The following is a 23,124-nucleotide window of genomic DNA, read 5'->3' on the forward strand; positions in this document are numbered from 1 at the left end:
ATCAGGTACATTTCTGCAGGTGAGCAGGCTTGTGCGAAGGTTACCCGACGGTGAACGACCGATGACCGCCGTGGTGGTATGGGCCTGATCGGGAGGGCGCGGGAACTCGCACACGTCTCGGCTGTGCTCGAGCGCAGCCGGACCGCGGCGGCGACACTCGTCGTGGTCGGCGAGGCCGGGATCGGCAAGACCGCGCTGCTGCTGGCCACGCGCGACCGGGCCCGCGCGGACGGGCGCACGGTACTGACGGTGTCCTGTGCGGACACCGATCGTGACGACGCGTACGGTGCGCTGCGCCGGTTGCTAGCGCCGACCGAGCTGTCCGGTTTGTTCGACGGTGCCGCTCCGGTGGATCCGCTGGCCCTGCGGCACGCGATCCTCGCCCTGCTGGGGCGGCTCGCGTCGCGGAACCCGGTCCTCCTTCTGGTGGACGACGTCCAGAACGCCGATCGGGACTCGCTGCGCCTGCTGGCGCTCGTTCTGCGGAGCCTGCGCCGTGAGCGGGTCGCGGTCGTCCTGGCCGCCCGGGACGTGGTACCACCGCTGATCGCCGCCGAGACCCTGCCGTTCGGTGAGCCCGGGCCGGTCTGCGAGCTGGGGCCGCTCTCCGCGGTGGCCGCCGCCGCGCTGCTCGACCGGCAGCCCACCGCACCCCACGGCTGGGCGCGCGGCGAGATCCTCCGGCAGAGCGACGGGAACCCGCTGGCCGTCGTCGAGCTGAGCCGCGCGGTCGGCGCCACCGGCGACCGGACCCTGGAGGCCACCGGGCCGCTGCCGGACGGGCGCCTCCACCGGGCGTTCGCCGCCCAGCTGCGCGCCGTGCCCGAGCCGACCCGGCGACTGCTGCTCTACGCCGCGGCGGCCTGGGGCCGGGACAGCGTCTGGACGATACTGGCCGCGGCCGGAACCCCCGACGACCTGCGAGATTGGGAACCCGCCGAGGACGCGGGCCTGGTCACGATCGCCGGGGACCAGGTGCGGTTCCGGCATCCGCTGCTGCGCACGACGTGTTACGCCGAAGCGTCCGAGGGGGAGCGCGCGCAGGTCCACCGTGACCTGGCCGCGCAGGCCGACGACGCCTACCAGCGCGTCTGGCATCTGGCGGCGGCCACCCCGGGCCCGGACGAGTCCGTCGCCGCGCTGCTGGAGGACGCCGCCGCGTCGGCCGCCGGCCGCGGAGGCTTCTTCGAGGCCACCGAGGCCCTGCAGCGTGCCGCCGAGCGCAGCCCCGCCGACGAGGACGCCGCCCGCCGCTACGCGAAGGCGGTCTACACCGCGTACCGGGCCGGCGACCCGTCCTGGGCGGTGCAGCTGTCCGAGCGCGTCGACGCCCTGACCCGCACGGCCGACACCCGGGGGGCCGACGTCCGGGGGGCCGACGTCCGGGGCGTCGCGGCCTGTGGGGCCGCGCTCGCGCTCACCCACGCCGCGCAGTGGAACGAGGCGTTCGCGCTCGCCACCCGGGTCGTCCACGATCGGCCCGGGGACGGGCAGGTCGGGCTCACCGCGGTGACGATCGCCGCCACCGCGGCGCTGTTCTCCGGTGTCCCCGCGCAGCGCGCGGCGCTCCCGCGGCTGCTGTCCGCGGTGGACCCGGGGCACGGCGGCCCGCTCGGCGAGACGATGATCCCGCTCCCGGCGATCGGGGTCGCGGCGGCGTTCGTGCGCGCGGTCGCGGACCCGGCCGGTTACGCCGATCGCAACCGGGGCCGGTCCGCGGCGTCGCTGGCCGCGCCGACGAGCGGCCTGGCCGAGGTGGCGCGGCTCCTGTTCGTCGGCTCGATCGCCTGGCTGGGCGACGACACGGCGCTGACCATCGCGACGCTCCGGGCCGTTCTCGCCGGTCAGCGGCAGATCGGCTCGTTCGGCTCGGTCGCCGTGCGGTCGCTGCTGCTGATCCAAGCCCTGATCGACGCCGGACAGTGGGCGGAGGCCACCGCCGTCCTCGACGAGGCCGAGTCGTTCGCCGCGGTCGGCGACATGACGCTGGTGCTGGCCGCCGCGCCGCCGTTCCGGGCGACGATCGCCGCGCTCCGCGGCCAGGTCGCCGACGCGAGCGCGTTCCTGGGCACCGCCCCCACCGCCCCCACCGGCCGAACCGACCGTGCTGGTCAGACCGGCCCTGCTCGCCGGACTGACCCTGGCGGCCGGGCCGATCCTGAAGGCCGGGCCGATGCTGCTCCTCGGGCCGGCGCGGTCGGCGTCGAGGCGGCGGACAACGCGTTGGTGATCGCGTTGCGGCGCCGCGCGGCGGGCCTCACCGCGATGGCGGCGCGGGACCACGACGCGGCCTACCGGCACCTGCGGGCGCTGTTCGCCGCCGACGGCCGGCCACTTCACGACACGCTGTCGCCGCGGTCGCTGCCGCAGCTCGCGTGGTGCGCGGTGCGCACCGGGCGGCGCGCCGACCTCGACGGCGTCCTGGCCGCGTGCGAGCGCGTGGCCGGGCCGCGCCCCACCGCCCGGCTCGCGGCCCTGCTGCACCACGCCCGTGCGCTGCTCAGCGACGAGGCGGAGGCCGAGGAGCACTTCCGCGCCGCGCTCGGCGACCCGATGCACGCACAGCACTGGCCGCTGGAGTACGCCGAGGCGCAACTCGGGTACGCCGAGTGGCTGCGCAAGCGACGGCGTCCCGCGGAGGCCACGCCGCTGCTCGGCGAGGCCGCGGACGCGTTCGAGCACCTGGGCGCCGAGGGGCACGCCGAGCAGGCGCGACGTCACCTGCGAGCGGGCAGCTCCTCGACCGCGGCGTCGCGGTTCGACCGGCTGACCGCACAGCAGCAGCAGATCGTCCGCCTCGCGGCCGACGGCCTGACCAACCAGCAGATCGGGGAGCGGCTCTCGATCTCGGCCCGGACGGTAGGGTCCCACTTGTACCGTATTTACCCGGTTCTCGAGGTGGCGAGCCGGCACCAGCTTCCCGACGTGTTACCCACGTCCTGATTCCGGGGAGTCCCGTTCCGTGCCACCCTCGTCCTCGTCCGACCCGTCCGCCGACTTGATCGGTCGAGATCGGGAACTCGACCGCATTCGCCGATGCCTGGACGTGGGGCGGCGCGGACCGTCTGCCCTGCTCCTGACCGGTGCGCCCGGCTCCGGCCGCAGCCGTCTGCTGCGGGTCGCGGTCCAGTACGCGCTCCGGTCCGGGCCGCGGCGGGTGCTGTCGCTGTCCGGGCGCGACGGCCTGGCCCGGCTGATCCGGTCGCTCGCCCCTGAGCTCGCCGCACAGCCCGGCGGCGGCTCTGGTGGCCAGGCCGAGGGCGCTCGCCGGGACGCGCGTGGCGCCGCGGAGGCAGGTCTGGACGGTGACCCGGCCGTGCTGGTCGCGGCGCTGGTTCGCGCCGCACGGCGGACGCCGCTGCTGCTGACCGCCGACGACGCCGACCAGTACGGTGCCGAGGCGTTCGCGTTGCTCGACCAGATCGTCCGGACCGCGCCCGCCGCACCGATCACCACGCTCTCGACCGCCGGGGTCGACGGGCTCCCGGACTGGGCCGACGTCGTCCCGTCGCTGCTGCTGGCGCCGTTGAGCCCGGCCGAGGCGGCACGGGTACTCGACGCGCAGCCGGTCCGGCCGGCCGGGAACGTCAGGGCCGAGATCCTCCGGAGCGCCGCGGGTTCCCCGGCCGCGCTCGTCGACCTGGCCGCGGCCGCCGCAGCCGGACTGATGGCCGGTCCTCCGGCTGCGGCTGCGGGCCTCGGGGCCGGGTTCGTCGTCGGTCCTCCGGCCGCGCGGCCGCGGGCCGAACTGGCGCAAATCGACGCGTTGCCGGATCTCACCCAGCGGCTCCTCCTGCTGGCCGCCGCCGCCGCGGGCACCACCGAGCCGCGCACGCTGCTCGCCGCTGCGGGCGTCACCGAGATGTCCGCCTGGGCACCGGCGCTCCGATCCGGACTGGTCACCGTGCGGGCCAGCGGCGTCACGTTCGTCGACCCGCTGCTCGGACCGGCCGTCTACCGCGCGGCCTCCGCGTCCGCCCGCCGCCGGGCGCACCGCGACCTGGCCGCGGTCGTCCCCGACGACCTGGACCGGACCCGCCACCTCGCGGCCGCGGCCGGGCGGCCGGACGAGACGCTCGCCGCCGAGATCGAGGCCGCCGCCGACGCCGGTATCCGTCGCGGCGCGCTCTACGACGCGGCGTCCGCGCTGCACCGCGCGGCCGGCCGCTCACCCGGCCCGGCCGACGCCGCCCGCCGGTACGTGCGGGCGATCCTCACCGCGCGCGACTCCGGCGCACGCGAGTGGGTCGGCGAGCTGCACGCCGAGCTGGCCCGGATCACCACCGACCCGGCGTTCCTCGGCCCGGCCGCCCGTGCGGCGGCGGTGTCGCTGGCCCGGTCCGGGCGGCAGCGCGAGGCGTTCGACCTGCTCGCCGCCGTGTTCCGCGACAACCCGCCGCCGGCCGCGGCGGACCTCTTCGCACTGGTCGACGCGGCGGCGATCATCACCGGCCTGAGCGGCCTGCCGGAGCACACCGAGGGCCTGCGCCACATGCTCGCCACCGCCGAAGCCGCAGCGGCGCAGGACGCAACAGCCGCGCAGGCTCCCGAGCCCGTTCGGGCCGCGCGGGAGGCCGCGGCAGGGGAGGACGCCTCACCCGCGCCGGGCGCGCGCGCTGCATCAGCCGCGCCGGCCCCTGAGGCCGTTCAGGCCGCGCGGGACGCCGCGGCCGCAGGTGACGCCCCGCGCGCCGCGGCAGCGCGGCGAGGCGGGCGGGCGGCGCGGGCGGCGCGGGCGGCGACGTCGTCAGCGGAGCTGACCCGCACGTTCATCCGGGCCGTGATCGACCCCGCGGCCCGCGCGGGGCGCGGGCTCTGGGAAGCGCCGCTGCCGGCCGACCTCCTCGAGTCCGGCGAGTCGATCGCCGACATCCACCGGCTGATGATGATGGGCACCACGGCCTGGTACGAGGACGAGTCCGCGACCGCCGCCGCGACGATCGGACAGGCCTGCGACCGGCGGCGGCAGTCGGGTGCCGACGGCGCCGGGCTGGAAGGGCTGCCGGTGCTGGTCGGCGCGCTGACCGACCTGGGCCGGTGGCCGGAGGCAGAGCGGGTGCTGGCCGAGTCGGAGTACCTGGCCACCGTGCACGACCTGCCGGTGACCCGGTCCGTCGTCGCCGCGCTGCACGCCGCACTCCACGCCCTGCGCGGCGAGGGCGCCGATGCCCACCGCGTGCTGGAGAGCGGTTGGCCCCGGTTCAGCCTGCCGGAGAACCTCGCCGTCCACACCCGGCTGGCCCGCGCCCGCGGGCTCGCCGCGATGAGCACCGGCGACTACGGGGCCGCCTACCGGCACCTGCGGTCGCTGTTCGACCCGCACGGCGAGCCGCTGCACCCGTTCCACTCGCTGCGCGCGATCGCCGAGCTGGCCACCGCCGCCGCACGGGCCGACCGGCGCGCCGACGCCCTGGTCGTGCTGGAGCAGGCCCGGCAGGCCTGCGGCCCGGAGCCGACCACCCGGATGCGGCTGCTGCTGCACCACGCGACCGCGCTGGTCGACGAGGACGCCGACCCCGAGCGCTCGTTCCGGCTCGCCACCGTGGACCCGGCCGGGGAGCAGTGGCCGTACGAGCGCGCGATGGCCCGGATGCACTACGGCGAGTGGCTACGCAGGCGGCGACGGCCCCTGGACGCGCGGGCGGTGCTCTCCGCGGCCCGCGACACGTTCGACGCGCTGGGCGCGGTCCCGGCCACCGAACAGGCCCAGCTGGAGCTCCGCGCCGCCGGGGAGGGCCTCGACCGCAGCGCGCGCCCCGAGGCGTCCGTGCTCACCGCGCTCACACCGCAGCAGCGGGAGATCGTCCGGCTCGCCGCGCAAGGGCTGAAGAACAAGGAGATCGCCGAGCGGCTGTTCCTGTCCCCGCGGACGGTCGGTGCGCACCTCTACAGCGTCTTCCCGAAGCTCGGGATCACCCGCCGCCACGAGCTCCGCACGGTGCTGGCCGACGAGACCTCCTAACGAGGCGCGCACGGCTGGCGACTCAGCCGGTCAGGACGGGGTAGTGCCGCTCGTACGAGCGGCACAGCGCACGTGTGAGCCCGGCGACGATCAGCAGCAGCCCGGCCATGAGCGCCGCCGGGAGCAGCATCAACCCCAGCACCACCGGGCTCTTCCCGTCGGCTGCGCCGACGAACACGATGACCAGCCCGATCGCGGCGAGCGCACCCAGAACGACAAAACACCCGGCTCGGACGCCGTGGTAGACGCGGTACGCGCGCGCCACCGCTCGCACGGTCACGGTTCCGCCGAGGTCCAGGCTGCGCGCCACCACCCGGTTCGCCCAGACGATCAGCGCGACGCCGACCTGCACGTATCCGCTGCCCACCGCGAACGGCAGACCGGCCCACTCGCCGGCGAGAACCAGGCTGATGCCTCCGCCGGTGAAGAACGTGGACAGCACGAGAAAGAAGATCAGCAGCACAGCGGTCGCGCACCCGGAACCGCGCAGCGCGTCCGGGTTGTGCGCGGCCACGCGGGGCCCGTCCGGGCCCTGCACGACGCGGATCGGCTCGGGTTCCACCGTCCCTGTCTAGCCCAGCCGTCAACACCCGCCTGCCGAAATGGCGAATCCAGCACCCCGACGCTCGACGGATCGTCGATAGGGCGGCGGCATCGACCGACCTAACGTCACCAGGTATGAGCTCACCCACCACCGGCGGACCGGGGCTGGACCAGGCCCGGCGCCTGGTCACCGAGATCCCGGGCCCGCGCAGCCGCGAACTGGCCGCCCGGCGGGCCGCCGCGGTCCCCGCCGGGGTCGTCAGCGGCCAGCCGGTGTTCGCGGCCGCCGCGGGCGGAGGCGTGCTGGTCGACGTCGACGGCAACAGCTTCATCGACTTCGGCAGCGGCATCGCGGTCACCACGGTCGGCAACAGCGCGCCGCGCGTCGTCGACCGGGCAGTCGACCAGCTGCACCGGTTCACCCACACGTGTTTCCTGATCAACCCGTACGAGGAGTACGTCGCGGTCTGCGAGGCGCTCAACCGCCTGACGCCCGGCGACCACCCGAAGCGCACGGCGCTGTTCAACTCCGGCGCCGAAGCCGTGGAGAACGCGGTCAAGTACGCGCGCGCCGCCACCGGACGCCCCGCCGTCGTCGTCTTCGACCACGCCTACCACGGCCGGACGCTGCTCACGATGGCGATGACCGCGAAGAACACGCCGTACAAGAAGGACTTCGGCCCGTTCGCACCGGAGGTGTACCGCGCGCCGATGGCCTACCCGTACCGGTCGGCCGGGGGTGAGCTCGCCGCGTTGCGGGACCTCATCGACGTCCAGATCGGAGCCGAGAACGTCGCGTGTGTCGTCGTGGAGCCGATCCAGGGCGAGGGCGGGTTCGTCGTGCCCGCGCCCGGCTTCCTGCCCGGCGTCGCGGACCTCTGCCGCGAGCGTGGCGTCCTGCTCGTGGCCGACGAGGTGCAGACCGGCTTCGCCCGGACCGGCGACCTGTTCGCCTGCGAGCACGAGGGCATCGTCCCGGACCTGATCACGACCGCGAAGGGCCTGGCGGGCGGTTTGCCGCTGGCCGCGGTGACCGGCCGCGCCGAGATCATGGACGCCGTCCACGCGGGCGGGATCGGCGGCACGTACAGCGGCAACCCGGCCGCGTGCGCCGCCGCGCTCGGGGTGATCGAGACGATCGAGGCCCAGAACCTCGTCGAGCGCGCCCGAACCATCGGCGCGCGGTTCCGGAGCCGGCTCACCGCCCTGCACCACCCGGTGATCGGCGAGGTGCGCGGACGCGGCGGCATGATCGCCGTCGAGCTGGTCGAACCCGGCACGACGACGCCGAACCCGGCGGCGGTGGCCGCGGTGATCCGCTACTGCCAGGAGCGCGGGCTGCTCGTGCTGAGCGCCGGGACCTACGGCAACGTCCTGCGGTTCCTCCCGCCGCTGGTGATCCCCGACCACCTGCTCGACGAAGGCCTCGACCTGCTGTCCGACGCCTTCGCGGCCCTCTGAGAGAGACGCACCATGCAACCCCTGGAACTGTTCGCCGTCGATGGTCTGCTCAGCGACGAGGAGCACGAGATCGCCGCGACCGTCCGGCGCTTCGTGGACGACGCGCTGAAGCCGAACGTCGCCGATTGGTTCGAGAACGCGACGCTGCCCCGCGAGCTGGCGAAGGAGTTCGGCGCGCTCGGCGTCCTCGGCATGCACCTGGACGGGTACGGCTGCGCCGGGACCAACGCGGTCTGCTACGGCCTGGCCTGCCTGGAACTCGAGGCCGGGGACAGCGGCTTCCGGTCGTTCGTGTCGGTGCAGGGCTCGCTCGCGATGTTCTCGATCCACCGGTACGGCTCCGAGGAACAGAAGCAGGAGTGGCTGCCGCGCCTGGCGTCCGGCGAGGCGATCGGCTGCTTCGGCCTGACCGAGCCGGACTTCGGCAGCAACCCCGGCGGCATGCGGACGTACGCCCGCCGCGACGGGAACGACTGGGTGCTCCACGGCACGAAGATGTGGATCACCAACGGTTCGCTCGCCGACGTCGCGACGATCTGGGCGCGTACCGACGACGGCGTCCGCGGGTTCCTGGTGCCCACCGGCACGCCGGGGTTCACGGCCACGACGATCAGCCGCAAGCTCTCGTTGCGGGCCTCGGTCACCGCGGAACTCGTCCTCGACGGCGTCCGGGTGCCCGCGTCGGCGCAGCTCCCGGGCGCGCGCGGGCTGAGCGCGCCGCTGTCCTGCCTGAACGAGGCCCGCTTCGGGATCGTGTTCGGCGCGCTCGGCGCGGCCCGGGACTGCCTGGAGACCGCGCTGGACTACGCCACCACCCGGGTGCAGTTCGACCGGCCGATCGGCGGCTTCCAGCTGACCCAGCAGAAGCTCGCCGACCTGACGCTCGAACTCGGCAAGGGCTACCTGCTCGCGCTGCACCTGGGCCGGCTGAAGGACGCCGGTGCGCTCCGGCCGGAGCAGGTGAGCGTCGGCAAGCTCAACAACGTCCGGGAGGCGATCGCGATCGCCCGGGAGTGCCGCACGATCCTCGGCGGCAGCGGGATCACGCTCGACTACCCGGTGCTGCGGCACGCGAACAACCTCGAGTCGGTGCTGACCTACGAGGGCACGAGCGAGATGCACACGCTGGTCATCGGCCAGGCCTTGACGGGCCTCCCGGCCTTCCGCGGCTGACCGAGGGAGAACGATGGAACTGCAGAACCTGGTCGACGGACGCTGGGCGGACGGAAAGGGGGAGGAGTTCACCTCCACGAACCCGTCGCGGCCCAGTGACGTCGTCGCGGTGGGTGCGCTGGCCGGGCCGGCCGAGGTCGACGAGGCGGTGGCCGCCGCCCGGCGCGCCCAGCCCGACTGGGCCCGCACCCCGCACCACGAGCGGGCCGCGATCCTTAGCAGGGCGGCCGCGCTGATCGACGCGTCGGCGGACGCGTGGGGCCACGAGCTGGCCGCCGAGGAGGGCAAGACCCGCGCGGAAGGCGTGGGCGAGGCCCAGCGCGCCGCCCAGATCCTGCGCTACTACGCGGCCGAGGCCGACCACGAGACCGGTCAGCTCTACGCGTCCCCGCGCCGGGGCGAGCAGATCCTCGTCACCCGCCGCGCGCTCGGCGTCGTCGGGATCATCACCCCGTTCAACTTCCCGATCGCGATCCCGGCCTGGAAGATCGCGCCGGCGCTCTCCTACGGCAACGCGGTCGTGTGGAAGCCCGCCAGCATCGTCCCGCTGCTCGCGATGCGGTTCGCGCAGGCGCTGCACGACGCCGGTGTGCCGCCGGGCGTCGTCAACATGGTCGTGGCGGACGGGCCTACCGGCGGTCACCTGGTCGACCACCCGGGTATCCACGCGGTGAGTTTCACCGGATCCACCGCGGTCGGGCAGGCGATCGCGGCGTCCTGCGCGGCCCGCGGCGTGCCGGTGCAGGCCGAGATGGGTGGGAAGAACCCGGCGATCGTCCTGGACGACGCGGACCTCGACCTCGCCGTCGACCAGGTGCTGCTCGGCGCGTACCGGGCGACCGGGCAGAAGTGCACCGCGACGTCCCGGCTGATCCTCCAGGACGGCATCGCCGAGCCGTTCCTCGCCGCGTTCGCCCGACGGGCGTCTGAGCTGGTGGTGGGTGACGCGGTGGCGCCGGGTGTCCAGATGGGACCGCTGGTGAGCGCGGCCGCGCGGGACGAGGTGCAGCGGGGGATCGACACCGCGGTGCGGCAGGGGGCGAGGGTGCTGGCGGGAGGTTCCCCCTACGGTGGTGCGTTGGCGGACGGTTGGTTCGTGCCGCCGACCGTGCTCGACCTGCCCTCGACCACGCTGGACGTCTGGCGCGACGAGCTGTTCGGCCCGGTCGTGGGTGTGGTCCGCGCGCGGACGGCCGCGGAGGCGTTCGCTCTCGCGAACGACAGCGCGTTCGGCCTGTCGGCCTCGGTGTTCACCACCGACCTCGGCCGCGCCCTCGAATCCGTGGACGCTCTGGACGTCGGGCAGTTGCACGTGAACTCCGAGAGCGCGGGCGCCGACCCGCACGTGCCGTTCGGCGGCGCCAAGCGCAGCGGCTACGGGCCGAAGGAGCAGGGCCGCGCGGCGCGCGACTTCTACACCCACACCACGACCGTCTACCTGCGCGGATGACCGGCGCGCTGGACGGGCTGACGATCGTCGACTTCAGCCGGGTGCTGGCCGGGCCGTACGCGACGATGCTGCTCGGCGACCTCGGCGCGGACGTGATCAAGGTCGAGGCGCCGACCGGTGACGACACCCGGGCCTGGGGCCCGCCGTTCGACGCGTCCGGCACCGCGACGTACTTCGCCGGGGTGAACCGCAACAAGACCGCGGTGAGCCTCGACCTGCGCGCGCCGGACGGGCTGTCCGCGGCCCGCGGCCTGGTCGCCCGCGCCGACGTCGTCGTGGAGAACTTCCGGGCGGGGGCGATGGCCCGCCTGGGGCTCGGCCCGGAGACGCTGCGCCGGGACCGGCCGGACCTGGTGTACTGCGCGATCACCGGCTTCGGGAGCGGTTCTGCCCTACCCGGTTACGACCTGCTGGTGCAGGCCGTCGGCGGGCTGATGAGCATCACCGGGCCCGGGCCGGGGCAGCCGACGAAGGTCGGGGTCGCGCTGGTCGACGTGGTGACCGGGCTGCACGCCTCAGTCGGCATCCTCGCTGCGCTGCGGCACCGGGACCGGACCGGCGAGGGCCAGGTCGTCGAGGTGAACCTGCTCTCCAGCCTGCTGTCCGCGCTCACCAACCAGGCCGCCGGGTACCTGGGCGCGGGCGCGGTGCCGGGCCCGATGGGCAACCGGCACCCGAGCATCGCGCCGTACGAGGTGTTCGCGACCGCGGACCGGCCGCTGGCGCTCGCGGTCGGCAACGACCGCCAGTTCGCGGCGCTCGCGACCGTACTCGGCGTTCCCGGCCTGGCGACCGACGAGCGCTTCCGGACGAACACGGACCGGGTCGCGCACCGGGCCGCGCTGTTCGACACGATCACCGCGGCGCTGGCCGGGCGCGGCGCGGAGGCGTGGTTCGAGGCGCTGACCGCGGCCGGCGTCCCGGCCGGGCCGATCAACGACGTCGCCGACGCGTTCGCGTTGGCGACCCGGCTCGGCCTGGAGCCGGCGGTGGCGGTGCCGGGCGCGGTGGCGCCCGGCGTGGCGAACCCGATCCGCCTGTCCGCCACCCCGGCGACGTACCGGCTGCCCCCGCCGCCGAGCCCGGTCCGCGCCCAGAGACGCGAAAGCGGGCTGTAAGCCGACGTTAGACCCCTGTTTCGCGTCAATCGTTGCGGCCGCCGTGCGCTACAGGCCGTAGGTTTTGCCGATGATGTCGCGTTGGATCTCGCTGGTGCCGCCGTAGACGGTGCTGATGACGCTCGCCCGCAGGATGTGCTCCATGTCGTACTCGGTGGCGTAGCCGTAGCCGCCCATCATCTGCATGCCTTCCAGCGCCATCGCCTTCGCGAACTCGGTGGCCTTGAGCTTCGCCATCGACGCCTCGCGCGGGAAGATCTTGCCGGGATTCGCGTCGACCAGCTCCGCCACCTGGTACACGAGCAGCCGGACGCAGGTCAGCTCGGTGGCCAGGTCGGCGAGGCGGTGCCGCAGCGCCTGGAACGACCCGATCGGCCGCCCGAACTGCGTCCGCTGCGTGACGTAGGCGAGCGTGTCGTCGAACGCGCGTTGCGCGGTGCCGAGCATCAGCGCGGCGAGCACCAGCCGCTCGAAGTTCAGCCCGGCCATCAGCTGCCGCCAGCCGTTGCCGACCTCACCGACCACCGCGGAGTCCGGCAGCACGCAGTCGGTGAAGTACAGGTCGTTGACCTCGCGGCCGCCCATCGTCTCGATGCCGTGGATCGCCAGGCCGGGCGTGCCGGTCGGGACGTTGAACATCGTCAGGCCCTCGTGGCCGGAGCCGGACGTCCGCGCCACCAGCAGGATGTGGTCGGCGATGTGGGCGTTCGAGCACCACGTCTTCTGGCCGTTGATCACCCAGCCGTCGTCGCGCTTCTCGGCGCGGCAGGTCAGCGCCGCCACGTCGGACCCGGCGCCGGGCTCGGACATCGAGATCGACTCCACCGCGCCGTTCGCGATGCCGCCGAGGATCGTCTTCTTCTGCTCTTCGCTGCCGAAGCGCTCGTACGCGCCGGCCACGATGATCGACGTCGCGAAGCCGCCGATCGGCGCGAGCGACTTCGACGTCTCCTCCAGGAACAGGCAGAGGTCGACGGCGCCGCCCCCGGCGCCGCCGTACTCCTCCGGCAGGCCGGCGCCGAGGTAACCGAGCGCGGCCAGCTTGCCGTACAGCTCCGGGCTGTGCCGGCCACCGTCGGCCACGAGCGCGTCACGCTGCTCGCGGGTTCCGGCCTCGCGGCGGCAGAAGTCGGCGACCGCGGCGGCGAACGCGCGCTGCTCGTCGGTGAGGTCAGGCGTCACGGGTGTCCTCCCGGAGGGGCTTCGATTCGTTGACGGGAATGTAAAATACCAAATATATTCGCGCGGTCGGAGGGAGTCTTTCCATGACCGCGCAAACCGTGCTGATCGGACGCAACCCCGCAACGGGCGAGGTTCTCGGCGAATACCCGATCGCGGGTGAGAACGAGGTCGGCGCCGCCGTCGACCGGGCCCGGACGGCCGCCACCTGGTGGGCCGGCCGGCCGCCGGCCGAGCGGCGAGCGCTCCTGCTCGCCTGGAAACGCGAGCTCGCCAGGGGCGCGGACGAGCTGGCCGCGCTGATCCGGTCGGAGACCGGGAAGCCCCTCACCGATGCCGGTCTGGAAGTGATGCTGGCGGTCGAGCACCTGGACTGGGCCGCCCGCAACGCCCACCGGGTGCTGCGCGGCCGCACCGTGCGCAGCGGGCTGCTCGCGGCCAACCAGCGTGGTGTGCTGAGCTACCGCCCGCTCGGCGTCGTCGGTGTCATCGGCCCGTGGAACTACCCCGTCTACACGCCGCTCGGTTCGGTGTCGTACGCGCTGGCGGCGGGCAACGCGGTCGTCTTCAAGCCGAGCGAGTACACGCCGGGCGTCGGCCGGTGGCTGGCCGACAAGTTCCTCGCAGCGGTCGGGGAGCCGGTCCTGCAGGTGGTCACCGGCGACGGCACCACCGGCGCCGCGCTGGCCCGGTCCGGCGTCGACAAGATCGCGTTCACCGGCTCGACGGCGACCGCCAAGCGGGTGATGGCCGCCTGCGCCGAGACGCTGACGCCGATCGTCGTCGAGGCGGGCGGCAAGGACGCGATGATCGTCGCCGCCGACGCGGACGTGGACGCCGCCGCGGCGGCCGCCGTGTTCGGCGGGATGGGCAACTCCGGGCAGACCTGCGCCGGCGTCGAGCGGGTGTACGTCGAGCGCTCGGTCTACGCGGCGTTCGTCGACGCGGTGCAGGCGCGGGCCATGGAGCTGCGGCCCGGCGCGAGCGAGGACTCCGACTACGGGCCGCTGACGATGCCGAAGCAGGCCGACGTGATCGCCGGGCACGTGGCCGACGCGCTGGCCCGGGGCGGGAAGCCGATCGTGGGCGGGGCGGACGCGGTCCGGCCGCCGTTCGTCGACCCGGTCGTGCTGACCGAGGTCCCCGAGGACAGCAGTGCGGTCACCGAGGAGACGTTCGGCCCGGTCCTGATCGTCAACCCGGTCGACGATCTGGACGACGCCGTCCGCCGCGCCAACAGCACGACGCTGGGCCTGGCCGGATCGGTGTTCACCCGGGACACCAAGCGTGGCGCGGCGATCGCGGCCCGGCTGCGGGTCGGCGCGGCGTCGGTCAACTCGGTGCTCGGGTTCGCGGCGATCCCGGCGTTGCCGTTCGGCGGGGTCGGCGACTCCGGGTTCGGCCGCATCCACGGAGCCGACGGGCTGCGCGAGTTCAGCCGGGCCAACTCGCTCACCGTGCAGCGGTTCCGGGCGCCGGTCGACCTGATGCGGTTCGACCGGTCACCGAAGGCCGTGGCCACCGCGTGGCGGATGTTCCGCCTCCGGCATGCCCGGGGGTGAGCGGTTACGACCAGGCGCCGCGGGCGTCGAGATGGGCGAGGAGCCGCTCGGCGCCATCGGTGAAGTGCCGCGCCATCACCGCGGTCGCCTGCTCGCCGTCCCGCGCCTCCAGCGCGGTCAGCAGCTCCTCGTGCGCGCTGAGCATCGACGCGCGCCACCCGGCGTCGGTCGAGTAGAAGCGGACCGGCGTGTAGCGGAGCGCGGTGTGCAGGAACCAGGAGAGCTTGCGGGCCGCGGCGATCCGGTTGAGCGCGCGGTGGAAGTCGAACTCCCGCTCCTCGATCTCGGCGGGCGTCGCCGTGCGGACGGCGTCGCGGAGGCCCTGCTGCTTCTCCTTCAGGTCGGCCAGCTCGTCCGCGGTGATCTGCGCGGCCGCGCGGACGGCCAGCTCGCCGGCGATGTGCGCCTGCAGCGCGAACACGTCGACGATGTCCTGCCGGGAGAGCGGCGCGACCTTGTAGCCGCGCCGCGGCTCCAGCTCGACCATGTCCTCGCCGCGCAGCGTCAGCAGCGCTTCCCGAACCGGTGTGATGCTCACACCGAGCGTCGCGGCGACGTCCTCCAGGCGGATGAACGTGCCGGGAGGCAGCTCGCCGGACATGATCTGGTCGCGCAGGTACGCCACGACCTCGTCCGACAGTTGTGGACGGCGCAACCGGGCCGTCCGTCCGATGGGGACGCCGTTCGTGCGGTGGGCCATGCGGTTCCTCTCACGCGGACGCCCCGAGGGTGTGAAGATATCAAATATAGAGAGGGCGGTGAGCACCGTGGTTACCGTGTCCCGACGTCCACGCACCCACTGGTTACGTCAGATCCTGGCGCTCGACCCGGAGCGTGACCACACCGAGATCTACCGGATCTCGGCCGGCTACGAGTTTCCCTGGGACTACCAGCGCGCGCTGGAGCTCGCGCTGTTCCGCACCTACTGCGTCCCGACGATCTCGTCGCTGCTCGAGGCGACCGGCGAGTTCCGGAACCGGCCCCAGAAACGGTACGACGACACCGCGCTGCTGATGGCGGAGCTCGCCGAGCACGGCTACGACTCGCCGCGCGGCAAGGAGGCGCTCCGCGTCATCAACCGGGCGCACGGGCAGTACGCGATCAGCAACGACGACATGCGGTACGTGCTCTCGACGTTCGTCTACGAGCCGGTGGACTGGATCGACCGGTACGGCTGGCGGCCGCTGTCCGAGCACGAGAAGCTGGCCGCGTTCCACTTCTACCGGGCGGTCGGCGCCCGGATGGGGATCCGCGAGGTCCCGGACACGTTCGAGGGCTTCCGGACGTTCAAGCGTGAGTACGAGGCCGAGACGTTCCGTTACTCGGAGACGAACCGGCTGGTCGGGACGTACACGCTCGACCTGTTACGGAGCTGGTACCCGAAGCCGCTGTCCAAGCCGGTCGGCGTCGCGGTGCGGGCGCTGCTCGACGAGCCGATGCTGACCGCGTTCGGTTTCCGGCCCGCTCCGTCCTGGGTCGTCACCACCGCAGGGCGGGCGCTGCGCGGCCGGTCGGCGGTCGTCCGGCTGCTGCCGCCGCGGCGCAAGAGCATGCTCGGCCAGACCGGCAAGAACCTCACCTACCCCGGCTACCCGCAGGGCTACCGGCCGTCCGACCTCGGCGCCGGCCCCCCGCCCGCCGACATCGACCCGGCGTACCTCGCCCGGCCGCGCTCGACGTCCGCGCAGGAGTGAGGAACGTCGGACGGATCCTGGTCGCCGCCGGGCTGCTGCTCGTGCTCGGCGGCGCCGGGTTCCTCACCGAGCGTTACCGCGTGTACCAGGTGACCGGGCCGTCGATGGTGCCCGGTCTGCGCCCCGGCGACCGGATCGTCGTGGACACCGATCCGCCGCCGATCCGGGTCAACGACGTCGTCGTCCTCGGCCCGGACGCGTGGAGTTCGGTCGCGGGGGATTCGGTCGCGGGGGGTTCGGTCGCGGGTCCGGACGGCGCGCAGGGCGCCGACCGGATCAAGCGGGTGATCGCGTTCGGCGGCTCGACCGTCGTCTGCTGTGAGGAATCCGGCGCGTTGTCGGTCGACGACGCCGTCTTCGGCGGGCCGGAGACGCTGGACCCGTCGGCGGAGACGCCGTTCCGGGTCGTGGTCCCGCCCGGCCGCCTGTTCGTGGTCGGCGACAACCGGCCGCTGTCGGTGGACTCGCGGACGTTCGCCACCGGGCCCGGCGGCGGGACCGTCGCGGAGGACGACGTCCTCGGCCGGGTCGTCGCCGTGGCCTACCCGGCCGGACGCGCCGGGGTCGTGGGCTGGGAGGCCGGACCGTTCCGCACCGCGGTGGCCGCGGTCGTCATGGGCGCCACCGCGATTCTCGCGGGCGCGGTCGTGCGGGCCGTCACTGGCCTTCGGGCGCGACGGTCACGTCCAGCTCGGTCGAGCGAACGGTCCCGGCCCGGATGAGTACCTGACCGGCCGTGACGTCGCGGCCGGAGAACAGCGGCAGCGTGAGGTTCAGCTTCAGCCAGGTCGGGATGATCGCCGCGGTGATCGAGATCGGGAGCAGCGGGATGTCCAGGTACGGCACGGTGACCGTGCCGGACAGCCCGGTGGCGTAGATCTCGACGTCGGAGATGTCCAGGTTGACGCCGAGGTTGAGGACCGGACCCGGGTCCGCGGTGCGGATCCGGTAGGCGGCGGCGACCAGGCGGTCGGCGTGGAACACCAGCACCTTGATCGGGCCGGTCGCGGTGGGCAGCGTGGTCGCGCCGCGGAACGTGAAGCCGGTGGCCTCGAGCGTGTCCGCGCTGACCTGGGAGACGTTCGGAGCGACCGGGTAGCCCGGGCCGGTCCCGTCACCGGCGGCCGGTGGAGCGGTGCCGGACGCCGACGGCGTGGGGGTCGGCGTCGGCGTGGCGCCCGGGGTGGTGCCCGGTGACGGGGTCGTACCGCCGGGGGTGCCCGCCGACGGCGCGGGTGTCGGCGTCGTGGAGGGCTCCGGGCACGGGTCGGCGGGGCGCGGCAGCCAGGGGAGGATCAGGTCGATCAGGTCGGGCGAGTCGTCCGGGCACTCCGCGGTGGGGTCGCGCGGGGCCGCGGCGGCGGCCGGTGCCGCCGCCCCGGCCTGCACGGCACCGGCCAGGACCAGCGCCACGACCAGCACCAGCGCGGTCAACCCCGGCCCGTGGCCCCGCCCCGGTGGCGGCTCCGCGGCGGGCGAGACCGGCGCGGCCCGCCCCACGGCCGGTGCGCGGTCGTCCCCGGGCTCGCCGGTGCCCCGCTCACCCGTGCCCAGCGGGATTTCGGCGGTCGGCGCCTCGGCGTCCGGATCGGCTGCGCGGCGGTCGTCGTCCCCCGGGTCGTTGTCCAGCAGGTCGACCGGGTCGAGCACGTCGGTCGCGTCCTCGTCGGGGTCCGGCGCCGCCGGCCGGCGGCCGGCGTGACGGCCGGCCGCGACGGCCGAGTGTGGACGCCAGCCGAACGCCATGCTGGAGCCGACCAGCCCCAGCAGCATCCCGAACCCCAGCCCGCCGAGGTTCGTGGTGACGAACGAGGCCAGCGACACGATCACGCTGACCACCGCGACGAACGTCCGCTGCTGCGGCGCGAACCAGAAGAACAGGCCCGCCGCGATCAGGATCAGCCCGAACGCGACGCCGGACACCGCGGCGGTGCCGACGTGCATCATCACCGGCAGCGGTGCGAGCGGCACCGACAGCATGATCGTGCCGCCCGCGATCACCGCGCACCCGGCCCAGAACGGCCGGGTGCGCCGCCACCGCCGGAACCAGTGGCGGGCATCCGGGAACGGCAGCACCTCGTCGAGGCGGCCGCGAGCGGCCCCCGAACGAGGGGCCCCCGAACGAGGGGCCCCCGAGCGACTCAGTAGCACTCGTGCCGCCCGACCTTGACGCTGACGTCCATGCCGGACAGCTCGACGGTGCCGCCGCTGGCCGACCACGCGGTGCTGCGGACGTCGGTCGCGGTCAGCGACTCCGCCTGGACGGCGAACCGTCCCGGCGGGCCGCTGACGCCGTTGACCTTGTCCAGCGTGGACGCGTCCCGGCCCGCCTCCACGCCGGAGACCGTGCCGCGGCCGCCGAACAGCGAGTCCGAGTCGGCGACCACGTTGGTGCCGCTGACCGGGCCGTTCTGACCGGACAGCACCTTGAGCGACACCGGGCCGAGCACCGGGATGTCCACCACCGCGGAGGTGCAGACGTCGGTCATCTCGGCCTTCTCCACACCCGCCAGCATCACCGGGTGGCTCTTGCCGTCGACGCTGCGGACCGTGTCGAGGTACCCGGCGACGTTCGTGCCCTCCACCCGGGCCGCGGTCACCTTGAAGTTCTGTCCGGACACGCCGAACGACGCGGCGAGCGCGCCTTGCGCGACGGCGAGCGCCAGCACGCCGACGACGCCCAGGGACGGCACCAGCAGTACGGCCGTGCGTCCCCAGCGTGTCCGACCCTCTTCGAGGGCGTCCGGGTTCCGAGTGGTCACTTCTCCTCCTTGAGAACTAACGTGCTAGCGGTACAGGTCGTCGATCTCGCCCGCGTGCCGTTCCGAGATCGTGCGGCGCTTGAGCTTGAGCGTCGGCGTCAGTTCGCCGGACTCGGGGCTGAGCGCCGCGGGCAGGACGTGGAACTTCTTCACCTGCTCCGGCCGGGCCAGACGCGCGTTCGCGGCGTCGACCGCGGCCTGGAGCTCGGCCAGCACCACGGGGTGCTCGGCCAGGGCCTTCGGATCCGAAGCGTCGATGTTGTGCGCCGCCGCCCAGAGCGGTGCGGCCTCCTCGTCGAGGCTGATCAGCGCGGTGACGTACGGCCGCCGGTCGCCGATCGCGACCGCGTAGCCGATCAGCGGGTGGGTGCGGAGCAGGTTCTCGATCTGTGCCGGGGCGACGTTCTTGCCGCTGGCGGTGATCAGCAGTTCCTTCTTGCGGTCGGTGATCGTGAGGAACCCGTCCTCGTCGAGCGTGCCGATGTCGCCGGTGGCGAGCCAGCCGTCGGCGTCGGTGACCGGCTGGATCGACCCGTCCGCCTGCAGGTAGCCCTGGCAGACCAGCGGGCCGCGGACGAGGATCTCGCCGTCCTCGGCGAGCTTCAGCTCCATACCGACGTTCGGCACGCCGACGGTGCCCAGCTTGAATCGGCTCGGCGTGTTGATCGTGGCGGTGCCGGTGGTCTCGGTCATGCCCCAGACCTCGTAGACGTCCACGCCGATGCCGGCCAGGAACGTCAGCACCTCCACCGGGATCGGGGCCGCGCCGCTCCCGGCGTAGGTCACGTTGTCCAGGCCGAGCTTGGCGCGGATCGGCTTGAGGATCAGCGCGTCCAGCGAGGCCAGCTGCTCCGCGGTCTCCGGCGGGATCGGCTGCCCGGCCTCCCGCAGGCGGTAGCAGTCCAGCGCGAGTGCGCTCGCGCCGTTCACCGCGTCCTGGACGGCCGGCTCGGCCGCGGCGAGGAATCCCTGCAGCGCGGCGACCATCTTCTCCCAGACGCGGGGGACGCCGAAGAACGTGGACGGCCGGACGGCCAGCAGCGCCGCGACCGCCTGCGCCGTGTCGCTGACGATGTGCACGTGGCCGGCCCGGTACACCGGCACGTAGATGCCGAGAACCCGCTCGGCGATGTGCGCCAGCGGCAGGTAGCCGATCGTCGGTGCGTGCGCGGGCGTGTCCACCTGGAGCTCGATGGCGACGGCCTGGTGCAGGACGTTGCGGTGGCTCAGGACGACGCCCTTCGGATCGCCGGTGGTTCCGGACGTGTAGAGCAGCGTTACCGGGTGGTCCGGCGTGATGTGCTGCCAGCCCTCCTCGAACGCGGACGGGTCGTGGGCGAACCGGTCGGCGCCTGCCGCCTCGACCGTCGCGAGGTCGGTGAGGCGGGGATCGTCGAACGTGACGCCGGTCGGGTCCATCAGCACGATCGCGCGGACCTCCGGCAGGTCGCCGAGGACCGGCGACCACCGGGCCAGCTGCTCGGCGTTCTCGATGACGAGCACCGTGGCCTTGCTGTGGTCGGCGAGGTACTGCAACTGCGGGGTACTGAGCGTCGCGTAGGCGCTGCCGGGAACCGCTCCGACGTGGACCGCGGCGAGGTCGACCAGCCAGTGTTCGATCCGGCTGGATGCCGAGATCAGCAGCCGGTCACCGGAACGCAAGCCGAGGTCGGCCAGTCCGAGGCTGACCGCGGCGACACGTCGCCGGAGGTCGCCCCAGGTCAGGGTCGAGTCCTCGTCGCCCAGCATCGTGAGAGCGGGGCGGTCGGCGAATTCGGTCGCGTTGGAGCGGAGGAGGAGCGGAATCGTCAGTTCGGCGGTGGCCGCCGCACACTCGTCGGCGAGGGACATCCGGGTCTCCCTTCACCGGCCACGTAGGCCGGCGCTGGCCAGGGTGGGTTTGGGGCTGGCAGCACTGTAAACCACCGTTAACTTCCTGCGGGCAGGAACGTCCGGACCCAGCGCCGATACCGGGATGAAGGCACAGCGAACCGCAGACAGCGGTTAACTTCCGCGGTGAGGCAGAGCGCCGTCAGGCGCGGCGCATCGCTTCCAGGGCGAGCGACGCCACGAACGGACGGAACGCGTCCGGCGGCGCGGGGTCGGTCGCGCCACCCAGGTCGGTGACGACGTTGAGCGCCGCGTGCACCAGGATGCGCGCCTCGTTCGCGGTCAGCTCCGGCCGCACGCCGGTCAGCAGCCGCACCCACTCGTCGACCTGCAGACGCTGGATCCTGCGCAGCTCGTGCCGGTCGCGGTCGGGCAGGTTGTTGTTCTCGGCGAGGTAGACCGCGACCAGGTCCCGCTGGGTGAACGTCAGCTCGACGAAACCCTCGACCAGCCCGCGGAGCGCTTCCTCCTCGGTCGCCGCCACGTCCAGCGACACCGTGGTGCTCGCCGACACCTGGTCGGCTGCCCGGTGGTAGGCCGCCGCGAGCAGGTCCGCCTTGCTCGGGAAGTACCGGTAGAGGCTGGACGCGTGCAGGCCCGCGGCCCGGCCGATGTCCTCCATGCCGACCGCGTGGTACCCGTGCTGGTGGAACAGTCCGATCGCGGTGGCGAGCACGGCCTCCCGCCGGGAGGCGCTGCTCTGGGTGCTCTCCGCGGGGACGCCGGGGGAGTCGCCCTGCACCCGCACCATCGGCGTCCCGGCGGTCAGCAGCGCCCAGCCGGCGCGATGCAGCACGTCGATCGCGCGGGTCCGGGAGATCGGCGCCCGGTGCGTGGCCACGCTCGCGAGCGCGCTGAACGCCGCCCGGGTGAGCAGGCGGGCGTGCGGGCCGGACAACCCGGGGCGCAGCGCGGTCAGCGGCTCGGCCACCCGGCCGATCAGCGCGCCCAGCCCGTCCCGGAACTCCGCGCGGTGCTCGGCGTTCAGGTACCGGTTCTCCCACTGGTACAGCCCGCCGACCCGGCGCTGCTCGACGCTGAGCGTCGCCAGCGTGTCCAGCACCGTGTCCAGCTGCTCCCGCGGGTCGTCGGCGCCGGCCAGGGCCCGGTCGACCGCGCCGCCGATCGTGTTGGACAACTCGCGGGTCGCGTGGACGAGCATCGCGTACTTGTTCGGGAAGTGCCGGTAGATCGCCGGGCCGGTGATCCCCACCGCGCCGGCGATCTCGTCCACCCCGACGCCGTGGTAGCCGCGCGCGCAGAACAGCTCGGCCGCCGCCAGTGCGATCTGGGCCTTCCGGTTCTTCGGACGCTTGGTTGGCGTCGGCAGGGCCGCGTCCGTGTCGTCCTCCGGTGGTCGCGCTGGTCGGTACGGTCAATACTGCCGGACGCACCGCTGCATCGGTGTCCGGCCGCACTGAACGTACCCGGCGCCCGTCGGTGTCGGCGACCGACCGTGCCCACATCCGATGTCGTGCCATCAGACCAGCGGCACGCCGCGCCGGATCCGGCGCTTGACGTCCCAGAGCAGGAAGTTGAAGGGGAAGATGCGCAGGGCCTCGGGCTGCCTGCGCGACAGCGCACCGACCGTGCGCAGCAGCCGGTCGAAGCGCCGCTGGCGGCGCTCGTCCCACGGCAGCTTCATCTCGTCCCGGAACACCGGCGGCAGGAACCCGGTGGTCACGAACGTGTTGAGCGGCCCGAACACCGAGCTGACCAGGCGCGGCCGGTACGTCAGCCGGACGACGTGCAGGAGGTGCTCGCGCACCGTGTCGTCGATGTGGACCTCGGCCATCTCGGCGTCCCAGTACTCCTGGAACGCGGCCCGGTCGGCCGGCCACATCGACTCCCGGACCTGCAGCGTGGTGCCGAGCGCGTGCGAGCAGCGGTAGATCTCCGCGGCTTCCTCCGGGGTGAGGACGCCGCCGAGCGCGGCGTAGACGTCCTCGAACCCGCGGTAGAGGCAGGCGGCGACCCATAACTGCAGCTTCGGGTCCATCGCGCTGTACTTGACCGGGCTCTCGGGCGTCGAGTGCACCTGCCGGTGGGCGACGTTCACCGCCTCCCGGTAGGCCTTCTTGGTCTCGTCGTCGCCGAGCATGGCGACGGCCAGGTACGAGAGCGTCGTCCGGGCGCGCTTGACCGGGTGGTCGAAGAGCCGGCCGCTCTCCACCCGGCTCTCCACGACGCCGTACCCGACGCCGGGGCGGGCGAGCTGCATGATCACGTTCGCGCCGGCCGCCAGTAATCCGGCGCCGTGCACGATCCGGCGCAGGTCGATTTCCGTCGTCTGCTCGGTGGACGTCATCGTTCCTCCTCGATCCCGGGGG

Annotated in this window: 17 protein-coding genes; 9 read left to right on the forward strand and 8 right to left on the reverse strand. The window is 73.7% G+C overall.

The genetic code is table 11. From position 1 onward, the window contains the following. Positions 1-78 precede the first annotated feature (78 nt). Positions 79-2,943, forward strand: coding sequence for a helix-turn-helix transcriptional regulator (locus tag BUB75_RS27525; RefSeq protein ID WP_073260744.1), 2,865 nt, complete (start codon positions 79-81; stop codon positions 2,941-2,943). Between the two features lie 19 nt (positions 2,944-2,962). Continuing rightward, positions 2,963-5,962 carry a helix-turn-helix transcriptional regulator gene (locus BUB75_RS27530; RefSeq protein WP_073260745.1) on the forward strand — a complete coding sequence of 1,000 codons (3,000 nt, stop codon included), beginning with the start codon at positions 2,963-2,965 and terminating at the stop codon, positions 5,960-5,962. Between the two features lie 22 nt (positions 5,963-5,984). On the opposite strand, the gene BUB75_RS27535 is transcribed toward BUB75_RS27530, so the two are convergent. Next, a complete protein-coding gene (locus tag BUB75_RS27535) occupies positions 5,985-6,524 on the reverse strand; it encodes a hypothetical protein (protein ID WP_073260746.1) in 540 nt (179 codons plus the stop codon). A gap of 116 nt (positions 6,525-6,640) precedes the next feature. Between BUB75_RS27535 and gabT the strand changes: the two genes are divergently transcribed. Genes gabT through BUB75_RS27555 form a run of 4 tightly spaced genes read left to right on the forward strand, consistent with a single transcriptional unit; the run spans position 6,641 to position 11,707 of the window. Continuing rightward, positions 6,641-7,966, forward strand: a complete 1,326-nt coding sequence (gabT, locus tag BUB75_RS27540) for a 4-aminobutyrate--2-oxoglutarate transaminase (protein WP_073260747.1) — start codon at positions 6,641-6,643, stop codon at positions 7,964-7,966. Positions 7,967-7,978: 12 nt separating this feature from the next. Then, entirely contained in the window at positions 7,979-9,139 is a 1,161-nt protein-coding gene (locus BUB75_RS27545; RefSeq protein WP_073260748.1) for an acyl-CoA dehydrogenase family protein, read from the forward strand. Between the two features lie 13 nt (positions 9,140-9,152). Next, complete coding sequence (locus BUB75_RS27550; RefSeq protein WP_073260749.1) at positions 9,153-10,589, forward strand: aldehyde dehydrogenase family protein; 1,437 nt, start codon at positions 9,153-9,155, stop codon at positions 10,587-10,589. Further along, on the forward strand, positions 10,586-11,707 hold the full coding sequence (locus tag BUB75_RS27555; RefSeq protein ID WP_073260750.1) for a CaiB/BaiF CoA transferase family protein: 1,122 nt from the start codon (positions 10,586-10,588) through the stop codon (positions 11,705-11,707). Before BUB75_RS27550 ends, BUB75_RS27555 begins: the two co-directional genes overlap by 4 nt. A 48-nt stretch (positions 11,708-11,755) precedes the next feature. On the opposite strand, the gene BUB75_RS27560 is transcribed toward BUB75_RS27555, so the two are convergent. Then, entirely contained in the window at positions 11,756-12,889 is a 1,134-nt protein-coding gene (locus tag BUB75_RS27560; RefSeq protein WP_073260751.1) for an acyl-CoA dehydrogenase family protein, read from the reverse strand. Between the two features lie 83 nt (positions 12,890-12,972). Between BUB75_RS27560 and BUB75_RS27565 the strand changes: the two genes are divergently transcribed. Next, positions 12,973-14,448 carry an aldehyde dehydrogenase family protein gene (locus tag BUB75_RS27565; RefSeq protein ID WP_073260752.1) on the forward strand — a complete coding sequence of 492 codons (1,476 nt, stop codon included), beginning with the start codon at positions 12,973-12,975 and terminating at the stop codon, positions 14,446-14,448. 4 nt (positions 14,449-14,452) lie between these two features. Here the strand turns inward: BUB75_RS27565 and BUB75_RS27570 are convergent, their stop codons facing one another. Beyond that, positions 14,453-15,148 (reverse strand): GntR family transcriptional regulator, encoded by a 696-nt coding sequence (locus BUB75_RS27570; protein WP_073260753.1) that lies wholly within the window; start codon positions 15,146-15,148, stop codon positions 14,453-14,455. A gap of 58 nt (positions 15,149-15,206) precedes the next feature. On the opposite strand from BUB75_RS27570, the gene BUB75_RS27575 reads away from it, so the two are divergent. Continuing rightward, positions 15,207-16,142 carry an oxygenase MpaB family protein gene (locus BUB75_RS27575; RefSeq protein WP_218617792.1) on the forward strand — a complete coding sequence of 312 codons (936 nt, stop codon included), beginning with the start codon at positions 15,207-15,209 and terminating at the stop codon, positions 16,140-16,142. After that, complete coding sequence (gene lepB / locus BUB75_RS27580) at positions 16,139-16,864, forward strand: signal peptidase I (RefSeq protein WP_073260754.1); 726 nt, start codon at positions 16,139-16,141, stop codon at positions 16,862-16,864. The genes BUB75_RS27575 and lepB overlap by 4 nt, the downstream gene beginning before the upstream one ends. Here lepB and BUB75_RS27585 read toward each other — a convergent pair. The 5 genes from BUB75_RS27585 to BUB75_RS27605 all read right to left on the reverse strand — a co-directional run bounded on the left by BUB75_RS27585 (position 16,800) and on the right by BUB75_RS27605 (position 23,102). Continuing rightward, positions 16,800-18,218, reverse strand: a complete 1,419-nt coding sequence (locus BUB75_RS27585; RefSeq protein WP_073260755.1) for a DUF6114 domain-containing protein — start codon at positions 18,216-18,218, stop codon at positions 16,800-16,802. The genes lepB and BUB75_RS27585 overlap by 65 nt on opposite strands. 65 nt (positions 18,219-18,283) lie before the next feature. Beyond that, positions 18,284-18,904: a DUF6230 family protein gene (locus BUB75_RS27590; RefSeq protein ID WP_073260756.1), complete on the reverse strand. Its 621-nt coding sequence runs from the start codon at positions 18,902-18,904 to the stop codon at positions 18,284-18,286. 24 nt (positions 18,905-18,928) lie between these two features. Then, complete coding sequence (locus BUB75_RS27595; protein ID WP_073260757.1) at positions 18,929-20,755, reverse strand: AMP-dependent synthetase/ligase; 1,827 nt, start codon at positions 20,753-20,755, stop codon at positions 18,929-18,931. A gap of 181 nt (positions 20,756-20,936) precedes the next feature. Continuing rightward, positions 20,937-22,124, reverse strand: coding sequence for a TetR family transcriptional regulator (locus BUB75_RS27600; RefSeq protein ID WP_084741800.1), 1,188 nt, complete (start codon positions 22,122-22,124; stop codon positions 20,937-20,939). Positions 22,125-22,274: 150 nt separating this feature from the next. Beyond that, the gene (locus BUB75_RS27605) at positions 22,275-23,102 is read right to left on the reverse strand and encodes an oxygenase MpaB family protein (RefSeq protein ID WP_073260759.1); all 828 of its coding nucleotides are present in this window, start codon (positions 23,100-23,102) and stop codon (positions 22,275-22,277) included. Between the last annotated feature and the right edge of the window lie 22 nt (positions 23,103-23,124).

The sequence above is a fragment of the Cryptosporangium aurantiacum genome, from assembly GCF_900143005.1.
Taxonomy (GTDB): Bacteria; Actinomycetota; Actinomycetes; order Mycobacteriales; family Cryptosporangiaceae; genus Cryptosporangium; species Cryptosporangium aurantiacum.